The 16652-nt window shown below is 64.1% G+C and carries 18 protein-coding genes; 15 read left to right on the top strand and 3 right to left on the bottom strand.

Annotated features, from left to right (window positions below; genetic code table 11):
* The first annotated feature begins 36 nt into the window (after positions 1-36).
* The 9 genes from pcaH to QRN04_RS11980 all read left to right on the top strand — a co-directional run bounded on the left by pcaH (position 37) and on the right by QRN04_RS11980 (position 7850).
* Positions 37-921: a protocatechuate 3,4-dioxygenase subunit beta gene (gene pcaH, locus QRN04_RS12020; RefSeq protein ID WP_284976271.1), complete on the top strand. Its 885-nt coding sequence runs from the start codon at positions 37-39 to the stop codon at positions 919-921.
* Positions 922-925: 4 nt separating this feature from the next.
* Positions 926-1540: a protocatechuate 3,4-dioxygenase subunit alpha gene (pcaG, locus tag QRN04_RS12015; protein WP_284976270.1), complete on the top strand. Its 615-nt coding sequence runs from the start codon at positions 926-928 to the stop codon at positions 1538-1540.
* Positions 1537-2958, top strand: a complete 1422-nt coding sequence (locus tag QRN04_RS12010) for a lyase family protein (protein WP_284976269.1) — start codon at positions 1537-1539, stop codon at positions 2956-2958. The genes pcaG and QRN04_RS12010 overlap by 4 nt, the downstream gene beginning before the upstream one ends.
* Positions 2951-3766 carry an alpha/beta fold hydrolase gene (locus tag QRN04_RS12005; RefSeq protein WP_284976268.1) on the top strand — a complete coding sequence of 272 codons (816 nt, stop codon included), beginning with the start codon at positions 2951-2953 and terminating at the stop codon, positions 3764-3766. Before QRN04_RS12010 ends, QRN04_RS12005 begins: the two co-directional genes overlap by 8 nt.
* Positions 3763-4206 carry a 4-carboxymuconolactone decarboxylase gene (gene pcaC, locus QRN04_RS12000; RefSeq protein ID WP_284976267.1) on the top strand — a complete coding sequence of 148 codons (444 nt, stop codon included), beginning with the start codon at positions 3763-3765 and terminating at the stop codon, positions 4204-4206. Before QRN04_RS12005 ends, pcaC begins: the two co-directional genes overlap by 4 nt.
* Before the next feature lie 94 nt (positions 4207-4300).
* Positions 4301-5518 (top strand): thiolase family protein, encoded by a 1218-nt coding sequence (locus QRN04_RS11995; RefSeq protein ID WP_284976266.1) that lies wholly within the window; start codon positions 4301-4303, stop codon positions 5516-5518.
* Positions 5519-5522: 4 nt separating this feature from the next.
* The gene (locus tag QRN04_RS11990; protein ID WP_284976265.1) at positions 5523-6227 is read left to right on the top strand and encodes a 3-oxoacid CoA-transferase subunit A; all 705 of its coding nucleotides are present in this window, start codon (positions 5523-5525) and stop codon (positions 6225-6227) included.
* Between the two features lie 2 nt (positions 6228-6229).
* Positions 6230-6898 carry a 3-oxoacid CoA-transferase subunit B gene (locus tag QRN04_RS11985; RefSeq protein WP_284976264.1) on the top strand — a complete coding sequence of 223 codons (669 nt, stop codon included), beginning with the start codon at positions 6230-6232 and terminating at the stop codon, positions 6896-6898.
* A gap of 148 nt (positions 6899-7046) precedes the next feature.
* Complete coding sequence (locus QRN04_RS11980; protein WP_284976263.1) at positions 7047-7850, top strand: IclR family transcriptional regulator domain-containing protein; 804 nt, start codon at positions 7047-7049, stop codon at positions 7848-7850.
* A 2-nt stretch (positions 7851-7852) separates the two neighbouring features.
* Here the strand turns inward: QRN04_RS11980 and QRN04_RS11975 are convergent, their stop codons facing one another.
* Positions 7853-8197, bottom strand: coding sequence for an iron chaperone (locus QRN04_RS11975; RefSeq protein WP_284976262.1), 345 nt, complete (start codon positions 8195-8197; stop codon positions 7853-7855).
* A gap of 38 nt (positions 8198-8235) precedes the next feature.
* Positions 8236-8637 (bottom strand): RidA family protein, encoded by a 402-nt coding sequence (locus tag QRN04_RS11970; RefSeq protein ID WP_284976261.1) that lies wholly within the window; start codon positions 8635-8637, stop codon positions 8236-8238.
* A gap of 139 nt (positions 8638-8776) precedes the next feature.
* Here QRN04_RS11970 and QRN04_RS11965 point away from each other — a divergent pair, with 139 nt between their 5' ends.
* The 6 genes from QRN04_RS11965 (at position 8777) to QRN04_RS11940 (ending at position 16080) form a co-directional block, all read left to right on the top strand.
* Positions 8777-9667, top strand: a complete 891-nt coding sequence (locus QRN04_RS11965) for a fumarylacetoacetate hydrolase family protein (protein ID WP_284976260.1) — start codon at positions 8777-8779, stop codon at positions 9665-9667.
* Between the two features lie 26 nt (positions 9668-9693).
* Positions 9694-10176, top strand: a complete 483-nt coding sequence (locus QRN04_RS11960) for a cupin domain-containing protein (protein WP_284976259.1) — start codon at positions 9694-9696, stop codon at positions 10174-10176.
* 3 nt (positions 10177-10179) lie between these two features.
* Complete coding sequence (locus QRN04_RS11955; RefSeq protein ID WP_284976258.1) at positions 10180-11052, top strand: acyl-CoA thioesterase; 873 nt, start codon at positions 10180-10182, stop codon at positions 11050-11052.
* Positions 11053-11103: 51 nt separating this feature from the next.
* A complete protein-coding gene (locus QRN04_RS11950; RefSeq protein WP_284976257.1) occupies positions 11104-12798 on the top strand; it encodes an AMP-binding protein in 1695 nt (564 codons plus the stop codon).
* Positions 12799-12812: 14 nt separating this feature from the next.
* Entirely contained in the window at positions 12813-15203 is a 2391-nt protein-coding gene (locus tag QRN04_RS11945) for a bifunctional salicylyl-CoA 5-hydroxylase/oxidoreductase (protein WP_284976256.1), read from the top strand.
* Positions 15204-15417: 214 nt separating this feature from the next.
* Positions 15418-16080 carry a dihydrofolate reductase family protein gene (locus tag QRN04_RS11940; RefSeq protein WP_284976255.1) on the top strand — a complete coding sequence of 221 codons (663 nt, stop codon included), beginning with the start codon at positions 15418-15420 and terminating at the stop codon, positions 16078-16080.
* 7 nt (positions 16081-16087) lie between these two features.
* On the opposite strand, the gene QRN04_RS11935 is transcribed toward QRN04_RS11940, so the two are convergent.
* Entirely contained in the window at positions 16088-16621 is a 534-nt protein-coding gene (locus QRN04_RS11935) for an ABC transporter permease family protein (RefSeq protein WP_284976254.1), read from the bottom strand.
* Positions 16622-16652: the final 31 nt, after the last annotated feature.

Here is a 16652-nt window from a genome sequence, read left to right as displayed (position 1 = left end):
CTGACCGTCATAAGAAGCCATAGAAAGGAGCCAGCCGTGCCGCAAGACCACACAGCACAAGTCACTGCCACAGAAGCGCTCGAATCCGAGGAACTCGTGCCACCCGCAGAGCCACACGCGGCCCACGAGACCAAGGATGTGGAAACACAGGCGGATCTCAGTGCGGAGATCAAGGCCATCGGAGTCCGCTACGCCGAGGCAGTCAAGAATGGCAAAGCACCGGAAACCATGCCGCGGCTGGACTACGCGCCGTACCGGAGCAGCATCCTCCGGCACCCCACCAAGAGCCTGCACCACGCGGACCCGGAAACTATTGAGCTCTACTCCCCGGCGTTCGGCCACCAGGACGTGCACGCCTTGGAATCCGACCTGACCATCCAGCACAACGGCGAACCGCAGGGCGAGCGGATCATCGTTTCGGGCCGGGTGCTCGACGGCGACGGCCGCCCGGTTGCCGGCCAGCTCGTGGAGATCTGGCAGGCCAACGCGTCCGGTCGCTACATCCACAAACGCGATCAGCACCCCGCACCGCTTGACCCGAACTTCACCGGCGTCGGACGCTGCATTACCGGCAACGACGGCTCGTACAGCTTCACCACCATCAAGCCGGGCGCGTACCCGTGGAAGAACCACCTGAACGCCTGGCGTCCGGCCCACATCCACTTCTCCATGTTCGGCTCGGAATTCACGCAGCGCATCGTCACCCAGATGTACTTCCCCGGCGACCAGCTCTTCCCGTTGGACCCCATCTACCAGTCGATCGTGGACCAGGACGCCCGCGATCGCCTGGTGGCCCAGTACGATCACGAGCTGACCAGCCCTGAATCGGCGCTGGGGTACAAGTGGGACATCATCCTGACCGGTTCCAAGCGGACCTGGACGGAAAACGAAGCATACGGCGACGCCGGGGACGAGGAGTAAGCGCATGAGCAAGCTGGCACCCACACCGGGTCAGACCGTTGGCCCCTTCTACGGCTATGCCCTCCCCTTTAACAAGGACAACGAACTCCTGGCTCCAGGCAGCCCCGGCAGCATCCGCCTTCAAGGCACTGTGTACGACGGCGCCGGCAACGCCATCCCGGACGCCATCCTCGAAATCTGGCAGCCCGACTCCGACGGCAACATCATCCAGCGCACCGGCTCTTTGGTCCGCGACGGCTACACCTTCACGGGATGGGGCCGCGACGCCGTCGGAAATTCCGGCATGTACACCTTCACTACGGTCAATCCCGGCCCGGTGAAACCCGGTGCTGCCGCGTTCATTTCCGTGGCCGTGTTCGCCCGCGGCCTCATGAACCGCCTCTTCACCCGGGTGTACCTGCCGGAAAATGAAGAAGCACTGGCCAATGATCCGCTGCTGAGCTCCTTGGACCCCGAGCGCCGCAAGACGCTCATCGCCCGCCGCGATCCCGACGGCGGACTCACATGGGACATCCGTTTGCAGGGCGGCGACGAGACCGTGTTCCTGGATTTCCAACAGGACGGTTCGCTGGACTTGGCCACTGAGGACTCGGCCACTGGGGATTCGGCAAGCGCATGACCGACGGCGACTTCGGCCTCCTGAGCCCTGTTTCGGCGTCGCCCGCTGTGGCGGCGCTGACGGGCGACCGTGCAGTGGTGGCGACAATCCTCGACGTCGAAGCCTCTTGGGCTGCCGTGCTCGAGGAAGCGGACCTTGTGGCTGCCGGATCCGCCGCTTTGGTGGCCCAAGCCGCATCTCCCGAACACTACGACGTCGCCTCCGTTGCCGAACGAGCCCAAGGGGGCGGCAACCCGGTCATCCCGCTGCTCAGTGACCTCCGCGCCCGCGTCAAGTCCCTGGACTCCGCGGGTATCGGCGCGGCGTCCGCCGTTCACTCCTCCCTCACCAGCCAAGACGTCCTCGACTCCGCGCTCATGCTGCTCGCCAGCCGCACCTTGTCGGCGTTGCTGCTTGAGGTAAAGGGCACGACGACGGCGCTCGCCGGCTTGGCGGCCGAACACTCGGACACGCTGTGCGTGGGCAGAAGCCTGACGCAGCATGCACTCCCGTACACGTTCGGGCTCAGGGCTGCACAGTGGTTCCACGGTGTGGCGGCTTCCTCCCAGCGCTTGGCGTCCTTGGAGTTGCCTGTCCAGTTCGGCGGGGCAGGCGGAACCCTGGCCTCCGGCGCACGGCTGACAGCGGGCTCTCCAGAGACTCCCTTCAGGCTGGCGGATTCGTTGGCCGGGAAGCTCGGACTGGCACCCGCCACGGCTCCTTGGCACACCAACCGACTCGCCGTCACTGCCCTCGGCGACGGGCTTGCGGCGCTCGTGGATTCCTTCGGCAAGATCGCCGCGGACGTGCTCTTCCTAAGCCGCCCGGAAGTCGGCGAACTCGGTGAACCATTGGCTGTTGGACGCGGTGTTTCCTCGGCCATGCCGCAAAAGCAGAACCCCGTGCTGTCCGTGCTGATCCGCAGCGCAGCCTTGCAGGTTCCGGGCCTTGCATCGCAGCTGCACCTGGCTGCTGCAACTTTCAACGATGAGCGGCCCGATGGCGCTTGGCACGCTGAATGGCCCGCGTTGCGTCAGTTGTTGGCACTCGCTTTGGGGGCCGCGGGACACCTCCGCGAACTGACCGAAGGCCTGCGGGTATTTCCTGAGGCCATGCGCCGGAACCTGGACATTTCGGGTCCGCTGCTCCTCAGCGAAGGGGTGATGGCCGCCGTCGCGCCCCTCCTCGGTGAGGACGGTAAGCAAAAGCTGCAGGGCGTCGTCGATGAAACGCTCACAGTGCCTGCGGGGGAGGAGGCAGCCACCTACCGGAAACTGCTGCGCGAAGCTGTCCCCGCGGAGAAGCTGTCCGATTCCGATCTTGAAGCATTGCTGGACCCGGCGAACTACCTGGGTGAGGCTGCGGAGATCAGCCAGCGGATCCTCGCCGCGTACCCCGACTTTGCCGGGTCCTCAACGAAGGGAGCCACCCGTGGCTAAGCCAACCGTCAAGGCCGTGCTGCTTTCCCCGCAGCACGAACTGGGAAACAAGCCGCTCCTGGTGGTGGGCCCATCACTGGGTACCTCCACCATTCTGTGGTCTGCAACCGCGGCCCTCCTTGGCGACGAGTACGACGTCATCGGCTGGGACCTCCCCGGCCACGGCATCTCGCCCGCCGCCACGGAAGGTTTCGACGTCGCGGAGTTGGCGGACGCCGTCGTCGATCTTGTTGACTCTGTGGTCCCGCCAGGGAAGATAGCGGCGCGGTTCCATTACGCCGGTGTCTCGCTGGGGGGCGCCACCGGCCTGCAACTCGGCATCAAGCACGCGGACCGGCTCCGCAGCCTGTCCGTCCAGTGCAGCGGTCCCAAGCTCGGCACCCCTGAAGGGTGGCTGGAACGGGCAGCAACCGTCCGCAAGCTGGGCACAGCGGTGATGATCCAAGGCTCGGCGAAGCGCTGGTTCGGCGCCGGTTTCATGGACCGCCAGCCGGAGATCAGCAGCCGCCTCCTGCACGCGCTCCGGGACGCCGACCGCTTCAGCTACTCGTTCTGCTGCGAAGCCCTCGCCGCGTTCGATGTCCGCGAGCAACTGGGCAGCATCACCGTCCCCACGCAGGTAATTGCCGGCGTCGAGGATGAGGTGGCTCCGCCGTCGTTGGCCGAAGAGACTGTCGAAGCCATTCGGGCCGGGGGCGGTACGGCCGTTACAGAAACGCTCGACGGCGTCGGTCACCTCGCGCCTGCCGAGGCACCTGCCGTCGTGGCAGGACTGATGCGCACTTTCATGAAGGAGAACGGACTGTGAGTACTGTTTCTGATGGCGCCGAACGGAATGGTGCCGTCCAGCCTGAAGCCACCGCACAGGACATTTACGACGCCGGCATGGCAGTCCGCCGCGAAGTCCTGGGCAGCGCGCATGTAGACCGTGCGAACGCCGGCAAGGATTCCTTTACCGAGGACTATCAGGACATGATCACGAGGATCGCCTGGGGTGGCATCTGGACGCGTCCGGGCCTCAGCCGGCAGATGCGTTCCGCCATTACCCTCACGGCGCTCGTGGCCCACGGCCACTGGGAGGAGCTCGCCATGCACGTCCGGGCTGCCCTCAACAACGGCCTGAGCAGGGACGACATCAAGGAAATCCTGCTGCAGTCCGCCATCTATTGCGGCGTCCCGTCGGCCAACTCGGCGTTCAAGATCGCCCAAAAGGTATTCGCGAACATCGACGCCTCCCCCACCAACTGACCCCGCTAACCCAACTAGGGGACAGCTCACGTCCCACTGAAGCCTCATAGCGACGCTAACTGTCCCCTAGTTGGGGAGATTGAGAGAGAAACCCATGAACCAGGCATTTGTGTACGACGCCGTGCGCACGCCCTTTGGTAAGTTCGGCTCCGGCCTTGCTGGCGTCCGTCCTGACGACCTTGCTGCCCACGTGGTCCGCGAATCCGTAAAGCGTGCACCGGGCCTTGATGTCGAGCGCATCGATGAGGTGGTGTTCGGCAATGCCAACGGCGCCGGCGAGGAAAACCGTAACGTCGCCCGGATGGCATCCTTGCTGGCCGGCTTGCCGACGTCGATCCCCGGCACCACGGTCAACCGGCTCTGTGGTTCGTCATTGGACGCAGCGATGATCGCGTCCCGCCAGATCAACGTTGGCGACGCCGATGTTGTGTTGGTGGGCGGGACCGAGTCGATGTCCCGCGCGCCGTGGGTGCTGCCGAAGACGTCCAAGCCCTACCCGTCCGGAGACATGACGTTGGCATCCACCACGTTGGGGTGGCGGTTGGTGAACCCTGCCATGAACAAGGACTGGACCATCTCCTTGGGCGAGGCTACCGAACGCTTGCGCGAAAAGTACGGGATCACCCGTGAACGGCAGGATCAGTTCGCTGCGGATTCACACAACCTGGCGGACGCAGCTTGGAACGAAGGGTTCTACGATTCGTTGGTCACACCGGTTCCGGGCACCGACCTGGTCCGGGACGAGGGCATCCGTGCCGGTTCGTCGGCTGAGAAGCTTGCCGGTTTGAAGACGGTGTTCCGTCCCGAGTCTGACGGGCCCGACGGCGGAACGGTCACCGCCGGGAATGCCTCGCCTTTGTCCGACGGTGCATCTGCGGCGTGGATCGGTTCGGAGGCAGCTTCGGGCATTTTGGGCTTGGAGCCATTGGCCCGCATCGCTGGCCGTGGTGCACATGGCAACGACCCCCAGTTCTTCGGATTCGCCCCGGTGGAGGCCGCGAACAAGGCCCTCGCAAAGGCGGGCATCGGCTGGGACCAGGTAGGCGCCGTCGAACTTAACGAGGCATTTGCCGCGCAGTCGTTGGCTTGCGTGGATGCATGGGGAATCGATCCGTCGATCGTGAACCAGCACGGTGGCGCGTTGGCGATGGGCCACCCCCTCGGGGCCTCCGGTACGCGCATCCTCGGCACACTGGCCCGTTCCTTGCAGCTCTCTGGTCACCGGTGGGGCGTCGCGGCGATCTGCATCGGGGTGGGGCAGGGGCTGGCCGTGGTGCTGGAAAACGTTACTGCTTCAGTGAGAGGGGCTTAGGGAAGTGCTGAATTTCATCGACACTGTTGGCGAGGCTGTCGCTGGTATCCAAGACGGTTCCACCGTGATGATCGGCGGGTTCGGTAACGCCGGGCAGCCGTTCGAGTTGATCGACGCGCTGATGGATTGTGGCGCGAAGGACCTCACCGTGGTCAATAACAACGCCGGACAGGGCGATCAGGGCTTGGCGTTGCTGATCAAGGAGGGCCGGGTCCGGAAGATGATCTGTTCCTTCCCGCGGCAGTCGGATTCCTGGCATTTCGATGCCCAGTTCCGCGCTGGGGAGATTGAGCTGGAGCTGGTTCCGCAAGGGAACCTGGCTGAGCGCATCCGCGCCGCCGGTGCCGGAATCGGCGGGTTCTTCACACCCACCGGGTACGGCACCACGCTGGCTGAAGGCAAGGAAACGCGGCTGCTGGATGGGAAGTGGCAGGTGTTCGAGACCCCCATCCACGCCGACGTCGCCCTCATTAAGGCATTGAAAGCGGACGGCAAGGGCAACCTCGTGTACCGCAAGACCGCGCGGAACTTCGGACCCATCATGGCCGCCGCCGCGAAGCACACCATCGTCCAGGTCTCGGAGATCGTACCCACGGGTGCCTTGGATCCGGAGAACGTGGTGACGCCGGGGATTTACGTCAACAGCGTGGTCCGGGTGGATCCTGCTGGTTCGAACTCGGCGGCCACCGACACAGAACAGGTGGCCTGATCATGAGCACCCAGACAAGCATCCAAACCTTCGAGAAGCCTTTGGGCCGCGATGAGCTTGCCCAGCTCGTGGCCCGGGACATCGTGCCGGGTTCGTTCGTGAACCTGGGCATCGGTCAACCGACGTTGGTGTCCAACTACCTCACCGAAGAACAAAACATCACGCTCCACACCGAGAACGGCATGCTCGGCATGGGCCCTGCTGCGGTGGGGGACGACGTCGACGGTGACTTAATCAACGCCGGCAAAATCCCCGTCACCGAGTTGCCTGGAGCGTCCTACTTCCACCACGCCGACTCCTTTGCGATCATGCGGGGCGGGCACCTGGACATCTGTGTCCTGGGCGCGTTCCAAGTATCCGCGAGCGGTGACCTCGCCAACTGGCACACCGGCGCGCCCGACGCGATTCCCGCCGTCGGAGGTGCCATGGACCTGGCCACCGGCGCCAAGGACGTGTTCGTGATGATGACGCTCCTGACCCGCGAGGGCGTGTCCAAGCTGGTGGAGCAGTGCACCTACCCGCTCACCGGCGTCGGTTGCGTCACCCGCGTGTACACGGACAAGGCTGTGTTCCTCATCGGCCCGGACGGCGTCACCGTCCGGGAGACGTTCGGTTGCACGTTCGAGGAGCTCCAGAAACTCGTCCCGTTGTCCCTGAAGCCTGCAGAGTAGGCCCCGCAAGTTGGCCCCCGTGCGTTATGGGGCCCGCTTTGCAGGGAATTTCGGGTGTGGAGCCTGCAGAGTAGGCCCCGCAAGTCCCGTGCGTGTGCAGAGTAGGCCCCGCAAGTCCCGTGCGTGAACGCACTTAGGATTGGTAACCATGAGCGATTCGGCAGTAACCCCACAGGCCAGCGACCAGTACGTCCAGTCGCTGGCCCGGGGGCTCGCCGTGATCCGGGCCTTCGATGCGAACAACCCGGTCATGACCCTCAGCGAAGTCGCGGCCCGAACCGAGCTGACGCGCGCAACCGCCCGGAGGTTCCTGCACACGCTGGTTGAACTCGGCTATGTCCGTACGGACGGCAAAACCTTTGCTCTCACGGCCAAGGTGCTCCAATTGGGGTACTCGTACCTGTCGGCTTTGTCCCTGCCGCAGTTGGTCCAGCCGCACCTGGAACAGCTCAGCCATAAGTTGGGGGAGTCGACGTCGGCTGCTGTCCTGGACGGCCCGGACATCTTTTACGTTGCCCGCGTTGCCACACGCCGCATCATGAACGTCGGCATCACCGTGGGCACCCGTTTCCCCGCTTATGCCACCTCCATGGGTCGCGTCCTGCTCGCCGGATTGCCGCAAGCCAAGTTCGAGGCGTATCTTTCGACGGCGGAACTCACCCCGATCACGCCCCGGACCGTTGCCAGCGCGCCCGACTTGAGGGCCGCCGTCGAACATGTCCGTGCACAAGGCTGGTGCTTGCTGGACCAGGAGCTGGAAATCGGGCTCATGTCCATCGCAGCGCCGGTGTGGAACCACAATAATGGCGACAACGTTGCCGCCATCAATGTCTCCTTGCAGGCGCAGGCCGTAGCGGCGCAGCCTGACCCGGCAAAGTACCTCGAGTCGGTGCGGCTCGACGTCGTGGCCACCGCCAAAGCGATCTCCGAGGACGTCTCCGCGAAGCACTGAAACTACTTCCGGATCGCCGCCAGCCGCGTTTCCAGGATCCGGCGGATCAGCGAGTCGGGCACCGGGTTGTCCACGGAAAACCGCAACGTCCCCGGCGACCACGAATAGCCTCCGAGTTCCTCGGACATGGTGGGCAGGATCTGCCCACTGTAGGGGTATAACGCCAGATGCTTCTTGGTCTCGATAACGCTGACGAAGCCCTTGCCGTCGATCAGCAGGGCGGGCATTCCGTAACTGGTGCCTTCGACGGCGTCGGGCGCGAGTTCACGAGCCAGGTCAACAATCCGCTCCAGCGGCCCGCGGTTCGCTGCGCTGACGCTCGACAGGTATTCGGTGACGGTTCCCATAGGGACATCCTCCGCCACAGCTCCGACGAGGGCCAGACCTACTCGCGTTCGGGGATCACCGCGATGCCCTGGATTTCGATCAGGGCCTCTTTCTGCCACAGGCGCGTGACTCCAATCCCGGCCATTGCGGGGTATTGGGAGCCAGCCATTTCGCGCCAGATGCGCCCGATTTCGCGGCCGTTGGCCATGTAATCGTCCACGTCTGTCAGATAGATGGTCACGTTCACGAGGTCCTCGGGCTGTCCGCCCGCTTCACGCAAGGTAGTGAGCACGTTGGTGAACGCCTGGGTGAACTGCTCCACGATGCCACCGGGGACGATATTCATGTCCTTGTCCAAGGCCGTCTGCCCGCCGAGGAAGACCGTGTTGCCGGCCAGGATGCCATGCGCGAAGCCAGAGGGCTTGGGCAGCGATTCCGGGTTGATGGTCTGGTGGCTCATGCTGTTCCTCCTGGATGTGGCAACTGCAAAACTTTGAAAAAGCCTCTGTGCAGATCATTTCCGCCGTGCTACCTTGAGCATATGTGACGATCGTAAAAAAGTCGACACATCATAAAAACCCTGAAGGAGCACCTGCAGAATGAAACTTGCCACTTTGCGCACCGCCAATGGAGGTACGACGGCGGCACTCGCCACGAGCGACGGCTCTTACCTGGCGCTCCCGGCTGCCGACGTGGGCGCACTCCTCGCCCGGCCCGACTGGCGGAGCATTGTGCAGGAAACCGGAGTGCAGGAAACCGGAGTGCAGGAAACGGCGGCGCAGGACGCGCGGCCCGTGACTTTGATTGCGGAGGCCGAGGCTGACTACGCGCCCCTGCTGCCGCGGGCCGGCAAGGTGATTTGCTGTGGGCTGAACTATGGCGACCACATCCAAGAGATGGGCCGGGAGCTCCCCGAGTTCCCGACGCTGTTTGCCAAGTACGCCGACACCCTGCTCGGGGCCAACGACGCCATCGAGGTCCGCGGTAGCGTCCGCGTCGACTGGGAAGCCGAGCTCGCCGTCGTCGTCGGTTCTGAACTGTTCCACGCGGATGAGGACCAAGCACGTGCCGGGATAGCCGGGTACACCGTTGCCAACGATGTCTCCATGCGCGACTGGCAGAACCGGACGCTGCAGTGGTTCCAAGGAAAAGCGTGGGACCGCACAACTCCCGTGGGTCCCGTGATGGTGACGGCCGACGACGGCGGCAACAGCTTCGACGTCCGGGGCTACGTCAACGGTGAGCTCGTCCAGCAGGGGAACACCAGCACCCTGGTGTTCGGCCCGGCACGGCTCCTGTCCTACATCTCACAGTTCACCGTCCTGCGCCCCGGCGACCTCGTCCTCACCGGAACGCCCGGGGGAGTGGGCATGGGAATGACCCCGCCGCGTTTCCTTAACGACGGCGACGTGCTCGCCACTGAAATCGACGGGATCGGCCGCCTCGAAAACCGGGTCCGGATCCACTCCACCGTCACTGCAAACGCCTAACCCCGCCTCAACAAAGGAGAACCTCCATGAGCCAGACCACCACGGATTACCGCCTCGAAGGCGACAACTCCATCTACGCGCAGGCCGACGGCACGGTAGTTCCCGTCGTCACCCGCGCCGGCGAGGAAGACACCAACACCGCCCAGTCCGGCGACTGCATCCGTGTCTCCGGTGTCAGCATCCAACACACCCCGGCAACCAAGATCTGGTTTGGCCAGGTGTCCAACACCCCCGGCTACCGTTCACTGCCGCACCACCACGGCGAAGCCGAAACCGGCGGCTACGTGCTCCGTGGCCACGGCCGGATCTACTTCGGTGAGAACTACTCGGAGTTCCTCGACATGAAGACCGGCGACTGGGTATTCGTCCCGCCGTTCATGCCGCACGTAGAAGCCAACATGTCCGTCACCGAGGACCTTGTGTGGCTCACTGCGCGCACGCCCGAGAACCTCGTGGTCAACCTTGACGACGTCCCTGACGAGACCCTCGCCGACTACCGCCGGGCCTGAGCCATGATCACCGGAACCCTGACGTCGGAGACATTCCTCAAAGCGGTTGAACTCACCGCGACCGAGCCCCAGGTCTTCGACGAAGCATATGAGGCAACCACGCAGTACGTGCCGTGGCCAAAAGCCTACGGTGGGGACATGGTGGCCCAGGCTGCGGCCGCGATGATGCGGTCCGTGGAATCCGACCGGCAGCTCCACTCCATGCACAGCTATTTCATGCGACCCGTGGATATCGGTTCCAGTGTCCGTTACGAAGTGGAGCGCCTCCGCGACGGCCGTGGCTATTCCACCCGCACGGTCCGAGGCTTCCAAAACGGAAAACCCGTATATGCCGCGATGGGGTCGTTCCAGGTTCCTGAACAGGGTCCGGACTTCCAGCCAGAAGCTCCTGCCGCCGTCGAGCCTGAATCATTGCGCACGGCAGCGGAAGCGCTGGCTGGCGTGGACAGCAAAGCCGCGGAGTACTGGGCTTCGGGCCGAAGTTTCGACATGAGGCATATACCCGGACCGGTATATGTCGAGCTGGAGGGCGGTTCGATGCCTCAGCAGGCCATCTGGGTCAAGGCATTCGATGAACTTCCCGACGACGCCGACCTCCACCGTGCTGCGCTCGCGTACGTTTGCGACTACACGATTCTGGAGCCCTTGCTTCGGGTGAACGGCCTGAACTGGTCCAGCCCGGGCCTCGCAACCGCGAGCCTCGACCACTCCATGTGGTTCCACCGGGACGGCCGGGCGGATGAGTGGGTGCTGTACGCGCAGGAAGCAATTTCCGGCCAAAGCAACAGGGGCCTTGCGATGGGGCGTTTCTTTGACCGGCACGGAAGGCTCCTCGCCACGGTCGCCCAAGAGGGCATGATCCGGGCCGGAGCCTGAGCCTCCCGATCCCACCACCAGCTACAACGACGCACCACTGAAAGGACGGCCATGAGCATGATGCCATCGGCCCATGTGGACACGTTTACCCGCGACCACTTGCCACCCGCCGATACCTGGCCGGCGCTTGAATTTACCCTCCCTGAACTCCGCTATCCGGAACGGCTCAACGCTGCTGCCGTGCTGATCGACGACGCTGTGGAACAGTACGGCGCAGACCGGCCGGCCCTGTGGACCCCGGACGGCGCGGTCTGGACCTATGGTCAGCTGCAGCAGCGTTCCAACCAAGTGGCCCAGGTTCTCACAGAGGATCTGGGCGTGGTTCCGGGTAACCGGGTCCTTCTCCGCGGCCCCAACAATCCGTGGATCGTGGCTGCTTGGCTTGGCGTTCTGAAAGCCGGTGCCGTGGTGGTCACCACCATGCCCATGCTGCGCTCCGCCGAGGTGTCCACGCTGATCCAGCTCACCAAACCCGTGGTTGCGATCTCGGATCACCGTTTCCTGGACGAGCTCGCGGTAGCTGCTGGGGATGAGGTCACCGTCCTGACGTACGGAGCCGGCAACGGATTCGACGACGACGGCGACCTCGTCTCGCGCTGCGGCCACAAGAGTGGGAAGTTCACAGCAGTGGACACCTCCGCTGACGACGTTGCCCTGTTGGGTCCGACGTCGGGCACCACCGGCGTGCCCAAGGTAACCATGCATTTCCACCGGGACATCCTGGCCAACGCCGACACCTTCGCCCGCTACATCCTGCAGCCCACCGCTGACGATGTCTTTGCCGGCTCGCCTCCGCTTGCGTTCACGTTCGGGCTGGGCGGCTTGGTGGTGTTCCCGCTGAGGTTTGGGGCGTCGTCGTTGTTGACCGAGAAGGCCGGACCGGTGGAATTGGCCGAGCACGCCTCCAAGGCCGGGGCAACCATCCTTTTCACCGCACCCACGGCATACCGCGCGATCCTCAAGGAGAAGCGCGGGGACCTTCTGCGGGGACTTCGCATCGCCGTCTCTGCGGGAGAACACCTCTCCAAGGAAACGTGGGAGGCCGTGCACGAGGCCACAGGCCTGCGGTTGGTCAACGGCATCGGTGCAACGGAGATGTTGCACGTCTTCATCTCCGCTGCCGGGGACGATATCCGACCGGGAACCACAGGACGGGCGGTTCCGGGCTTCCGGGCCACCATATTGGATAACGATGGCAACGAACTCGGCCCCGGCGCCATGGGCCGGCTTGCTGTCATTGGCCCCACCGGATGCCGTTACCTTGATGACCCCCGCCAGGCGAACTACGTTGTCCGCGGTTGGAACGTCACGGGCGACACATTCTCCATGGACACAGACGGGTACTTCACGTACCAGGCGCGCTCGGACAACATGATCGTCTCTTCCGGGTACAACATCGGCGCGCCCGAGGTCGAGGCCGCTATCGACCAGCACCCCGACGTGATGGAAAACGCGGTCATTGGAATCCCTGATGAGGAACGCGGCAGCATCGTGTGCGCCTTCGTCGTCCTGCGCGAAGGCGTCACTGGCGATGCCGCAAAGCGCAAGGAAATCCAGGACTTCGTGAAGCAGACCATCGCCCCGTACAAGTACCCCCGCGAGGTCCGCTTCGTGGCTGAGCTGCCGCGGAACCCCAGCGGCAAACTCCAGCACTTCAAGCTCCGCGACAGAAAGCTCACAGAAGACGCAGCAGGGAACGCGAGCGAGACCGAACAACTTACCCCCGCCGGCCAGAGCCAGGCCTGAGAAGGAGCAACACCATGAAAATTGCAATCGTTGGAGGTGGCCCCGGCGGCCTGTACTTCGCAGCTTTGATGAAGCAGCTGGATGCCTCGCACGACATCACCTTGTGGGAACGGAACGCTGCCAGCGACACCTTTGGCTTCGGCGTCGTATTTTCCGATGAGACGCTGGGAGGCATCGGCAACGCCGATCCCGTGGTGGCTGAGTACATGAGCCGTCGCTTTGCCCGCTGGTCCGACATCGACATCCACTTCCGGGACGAGACGATCACCGTTGGCGGCCAAGGTTTTGCGGCGATGAGCCGGAAGGAACTGCTGGAGTTGCTGCAGCACCGGTGCATCGAACTGGGTGTCGACGTGCGATTCAGCACCCTGGCACCAGCGATCGAAGAACTCGAAGCGAACTATGATCTGGTGCTCGCCGCCGACGGGATCAACTCGCAGATCCGTGCCAAGTATGCGGACGCTTTCCGCCCCACCTTGGACCCGCGTAGCAACAAGTTCATGTGGCTCGGTACAAATCAGGTCTTCGAGGCATTCAAGTTCTTCGTGAAGGAAACCGAGTGGGGCGTCATGCAGATCCACGGTTACCCTTACTCGGACGAGGGCTCCACGTTCATCGTGGAAATGCATCAGGACGTGTGGCATGCTGCGGGCTTCGACGAGACGGCCAACGAGGTGTTCCCTCCGGGTGTCTCGGACGAGAAGTCGATCGCCAAAATCCGCGGGATCTTCGCGGAAGAACTGGACGGTTACGAAGTCCTGACCAACAACTCCAAGTGGATCAACTTCACCACGGTCCGCAACGAGAGCTGGCGCAAGGGCAACGTTGTGTTGTTGGGCGACGCTGCCCACACCGCACACTTCTCCATCGGCTCGGGCACCAAGCTCGCCATGGAGGACTCGTTGGCTTTGGCTGCCTGCCTGCACGAGCACCCCACGGTGCAGGCCGCGCTGGAAGCCTACGAAACCGAGCGTCGGCCCGTGGTTGCTTCCACGCAGCGCGCCGCGCAGGCCTCGCTTGAGTGGTTCGAGCGCATCGGCCAGTACAAGGACCAGGATCCCACGCAGTTCGCGTTCAACCTGCTCACCCGCAGCCGCCGCATCACGCAGGAGAACCTGCGCCTCCGCGACCCCGAGTTCGCGGAGGCTGTGGATCGCGATTTCGCCGAGTCCCAAGGCCTGTCCGACGTCGCGCCGGCCATGTTCCAGCCGTTCCGCATCGGCGGGCTGGAACTGAAGAACCGTATTGTGGTCTCTCCGATGGACATGTACTCCGCCGTTGACGGAATTCCGGGCGACTTCCACAAGGTCCACCTGGGTTCCAAGGCCTTGGGCGGCGCGGGCTTGGTCATGACCGAGATGGTCTGTGTTTCCGAAGCCGGGCGCATCACCCCCGGTTGCAGCGGGCTGTACACGGATGCCCAGCGCGATAGCTGGAAGGAGATCGTGGACTTCGTCCACAGCCGTTCCACCGCAAAGATCGGGGCGCAGCTGGGCCACTCCGGACGCAAGGGCTCCACCAAGCTCATGTGGGAAGGCATCGACCAGCCCCTCGAGTCCGGCAACTGGACCGCCGTCGCACCCTCTGCCCTGCCGTACGGCCCCGGAAACCAGACGCCGGTGGAGCTGGACCGTGCAGGCATGGACGCCATCAAGGCCGAATTCGTCGCCGCAACCGTTCGCGCCGGGCAGGCGGGATTCGACCTTCTCGAAATCCACGCCGCCCACGGCTACCTGCTGTCCTCGTTCCTTTCGCCGGTGTCCAACAAGCGGACTGACGAATACGGTGGCAGCCTTGAGAACCGGCTGCGGTTCCCGTTGGAAGTGTTCGACGCCGTTCGCGCGGCTTGGCCCGCGAACAAGCCTCTGACGGTGCGCATCTCCGCGACGGACTGGATCGAGGGCGGCAACACGTCCGATGATTCAGTCGCCATCGCGAAGGCGTTTGTAGAACACGGCGCTGCCGGCCTGGACGTTTCCACCGGCCAGGTGGCCAAGGAAGAGAAACCGGCTTACGGACGCAGCTACCAGACGCCGTTCGCCGACCGCATCCGGCAGGAAGTTGCCGCCCCTGCGGGCGTGGCCGTGATCGCCGTCGGCGCCATCTCCAGTTACGACGACGTGAACTCCATCCTCCTCGCGGGCCGTGCCGACCTCATCGCCCTGGGCCGTACGCACCTCTACGATCCGCAGTGGACCTTGCACGCTGCTGCTGAGCAGGAGTACCACGGCCCCGGGGTTCAGTGGATTCCGCAGTTCCGCGCTGGCCGGCGGAAGCCGCCCAGCTCGCGCACCGATGCCGTGCGTCCTCGTTTGTCGCTGCTCAAGGAAACCGACGTCGAAGAGGCCACGGCACATCTTCGCTGGACGCCCGAGCGGGCCTCGACGTCGGTCCTGGTGAAGTAGCGCGGGCACGGGCAGGGTCCGCGCAGCCCTGGCAGCACCATTTTGCCAGGGCTGCGCGTGCCAACCGCCAGACCCCTCAAGTGCTTGCAGTTTGCCGCGCGCGTGCGCTACCGTCGGCGCAGCGAATGCGTACTGCAAACGGTTCAGGCTGAGCGTGTTTCGCCCGTCATTTTCGTTTCGCCCGTCAATCTTCACCGCACCATCAAGGAGCCCGATGTCGCTGGTTCGCGTTCACAACTTCTCTGTTTCGCTCGACGGCTTCGGCACTGGAGAGGGGCAGGATTTGGAGACCCCGTTCGGGCATGCCGGTCAGCGCTTGGTTCAGTGGGCCTTTCCGACGCGCACCTTTACGCAAATGGGCCTCAATGGTGGGGTTGGCGGCACCAACGGAGTCGATGAGACCTTTGCCAGCCGCTGGGCTGCCGGAATCGGCGTCGAAATTATGGGCCGCAACAAGTTCGGGCCTCAGCGCGGCCCGTGGGCCGACGAGGAATGGCAGGGGTGGTGGGGCGAGAACCCGCCGTTCCACACACCGGTGATCGTCCTAACGCATCACCCGCGTCCGGCGCTGACCATGGAAGGCGGAACCACCTTCCATTTCGTGGATGCCAAGCCCGCCGAAGCACTTGAACAAGCACGCGCCCTGGCCGGCGGCCTCGATGTGCGGATCGGCGGCGGCGTCGCCACAGTGCGCGAGTTCCTGGAGGCCGACCTCATCGATCAGATGCACATAGCCGTTGTTCCCATCCTCTTGGGCCGGGGTGAGCGGCTCTGGGACAACCTCGAAGGACTTGAGAAACGCTTCGACATCGAGGCCGCGCCGTCACCAAGCGGCGTGGTCCACCTGACGTTCGCGCGCCGCCAGAACGGTTCTTAGCGCCCCGTTAGCGCAGGCCCTTGACGATGTTCTTGGGTCGCTGCATCTCGCCGTGTTTTGCGCCGAGAATGATCACCCAGGCGGCGAAGGCAGGAATGGCCCACTGCAACGCTTTCAGCTGGGATTGGGCTGACTTAAGCTCGTCCGACGCGCCCGCCCGAGGCTCGGTGGCACCTTCGGCTCCTTGGTCAGCGAGGGCGTCCACTTTCTTTCCGACGATCCCTGCGTAGAGGGTGACGGCAGCACCAGCCAAGGTCACCGCCGTCTTGTAAACCGTGTTGGCCGCCACGTTGTCCTGCTTGGCGATCCTGCCCTTGTTTTCCCAGGCGATGGCGAGATCTGCCACCAAGTGCCCGGCAAAAGCGGCCGTTTGGATTGGCGCCCATTTGCCCCAGCCCTTGCTGGACAGGCGGGTCCGCTCGGCAGGGTCCTTGGCTTCCGCCGCTGCACCATTCAAACCAATGGCGCCCATCAAGGAGCCACCGAACCACGCTGCCGCCGTGAGGTCGTGAACGGAACGAGCTATGAGATTTCCTGCCATGATGTGCTTCCTATCGTCGATACGGTGAGGA

Origin of the sequence: Arthrobacter sp. efr-133-TYG-104 (genome assembly GCF_030208915.1) — a bacterium.
Taxonomy (GTDB): Bacteria; Actinomycetota; Actinomycetes; order Actinomycetales; family Micrococcaceae; genus Arthrobacter.
The sequence above is the reverse complement of the archived record's forward strand: the minus strand, read 5'-3'. Positions and strand labels throughout refer to the sequence as shown.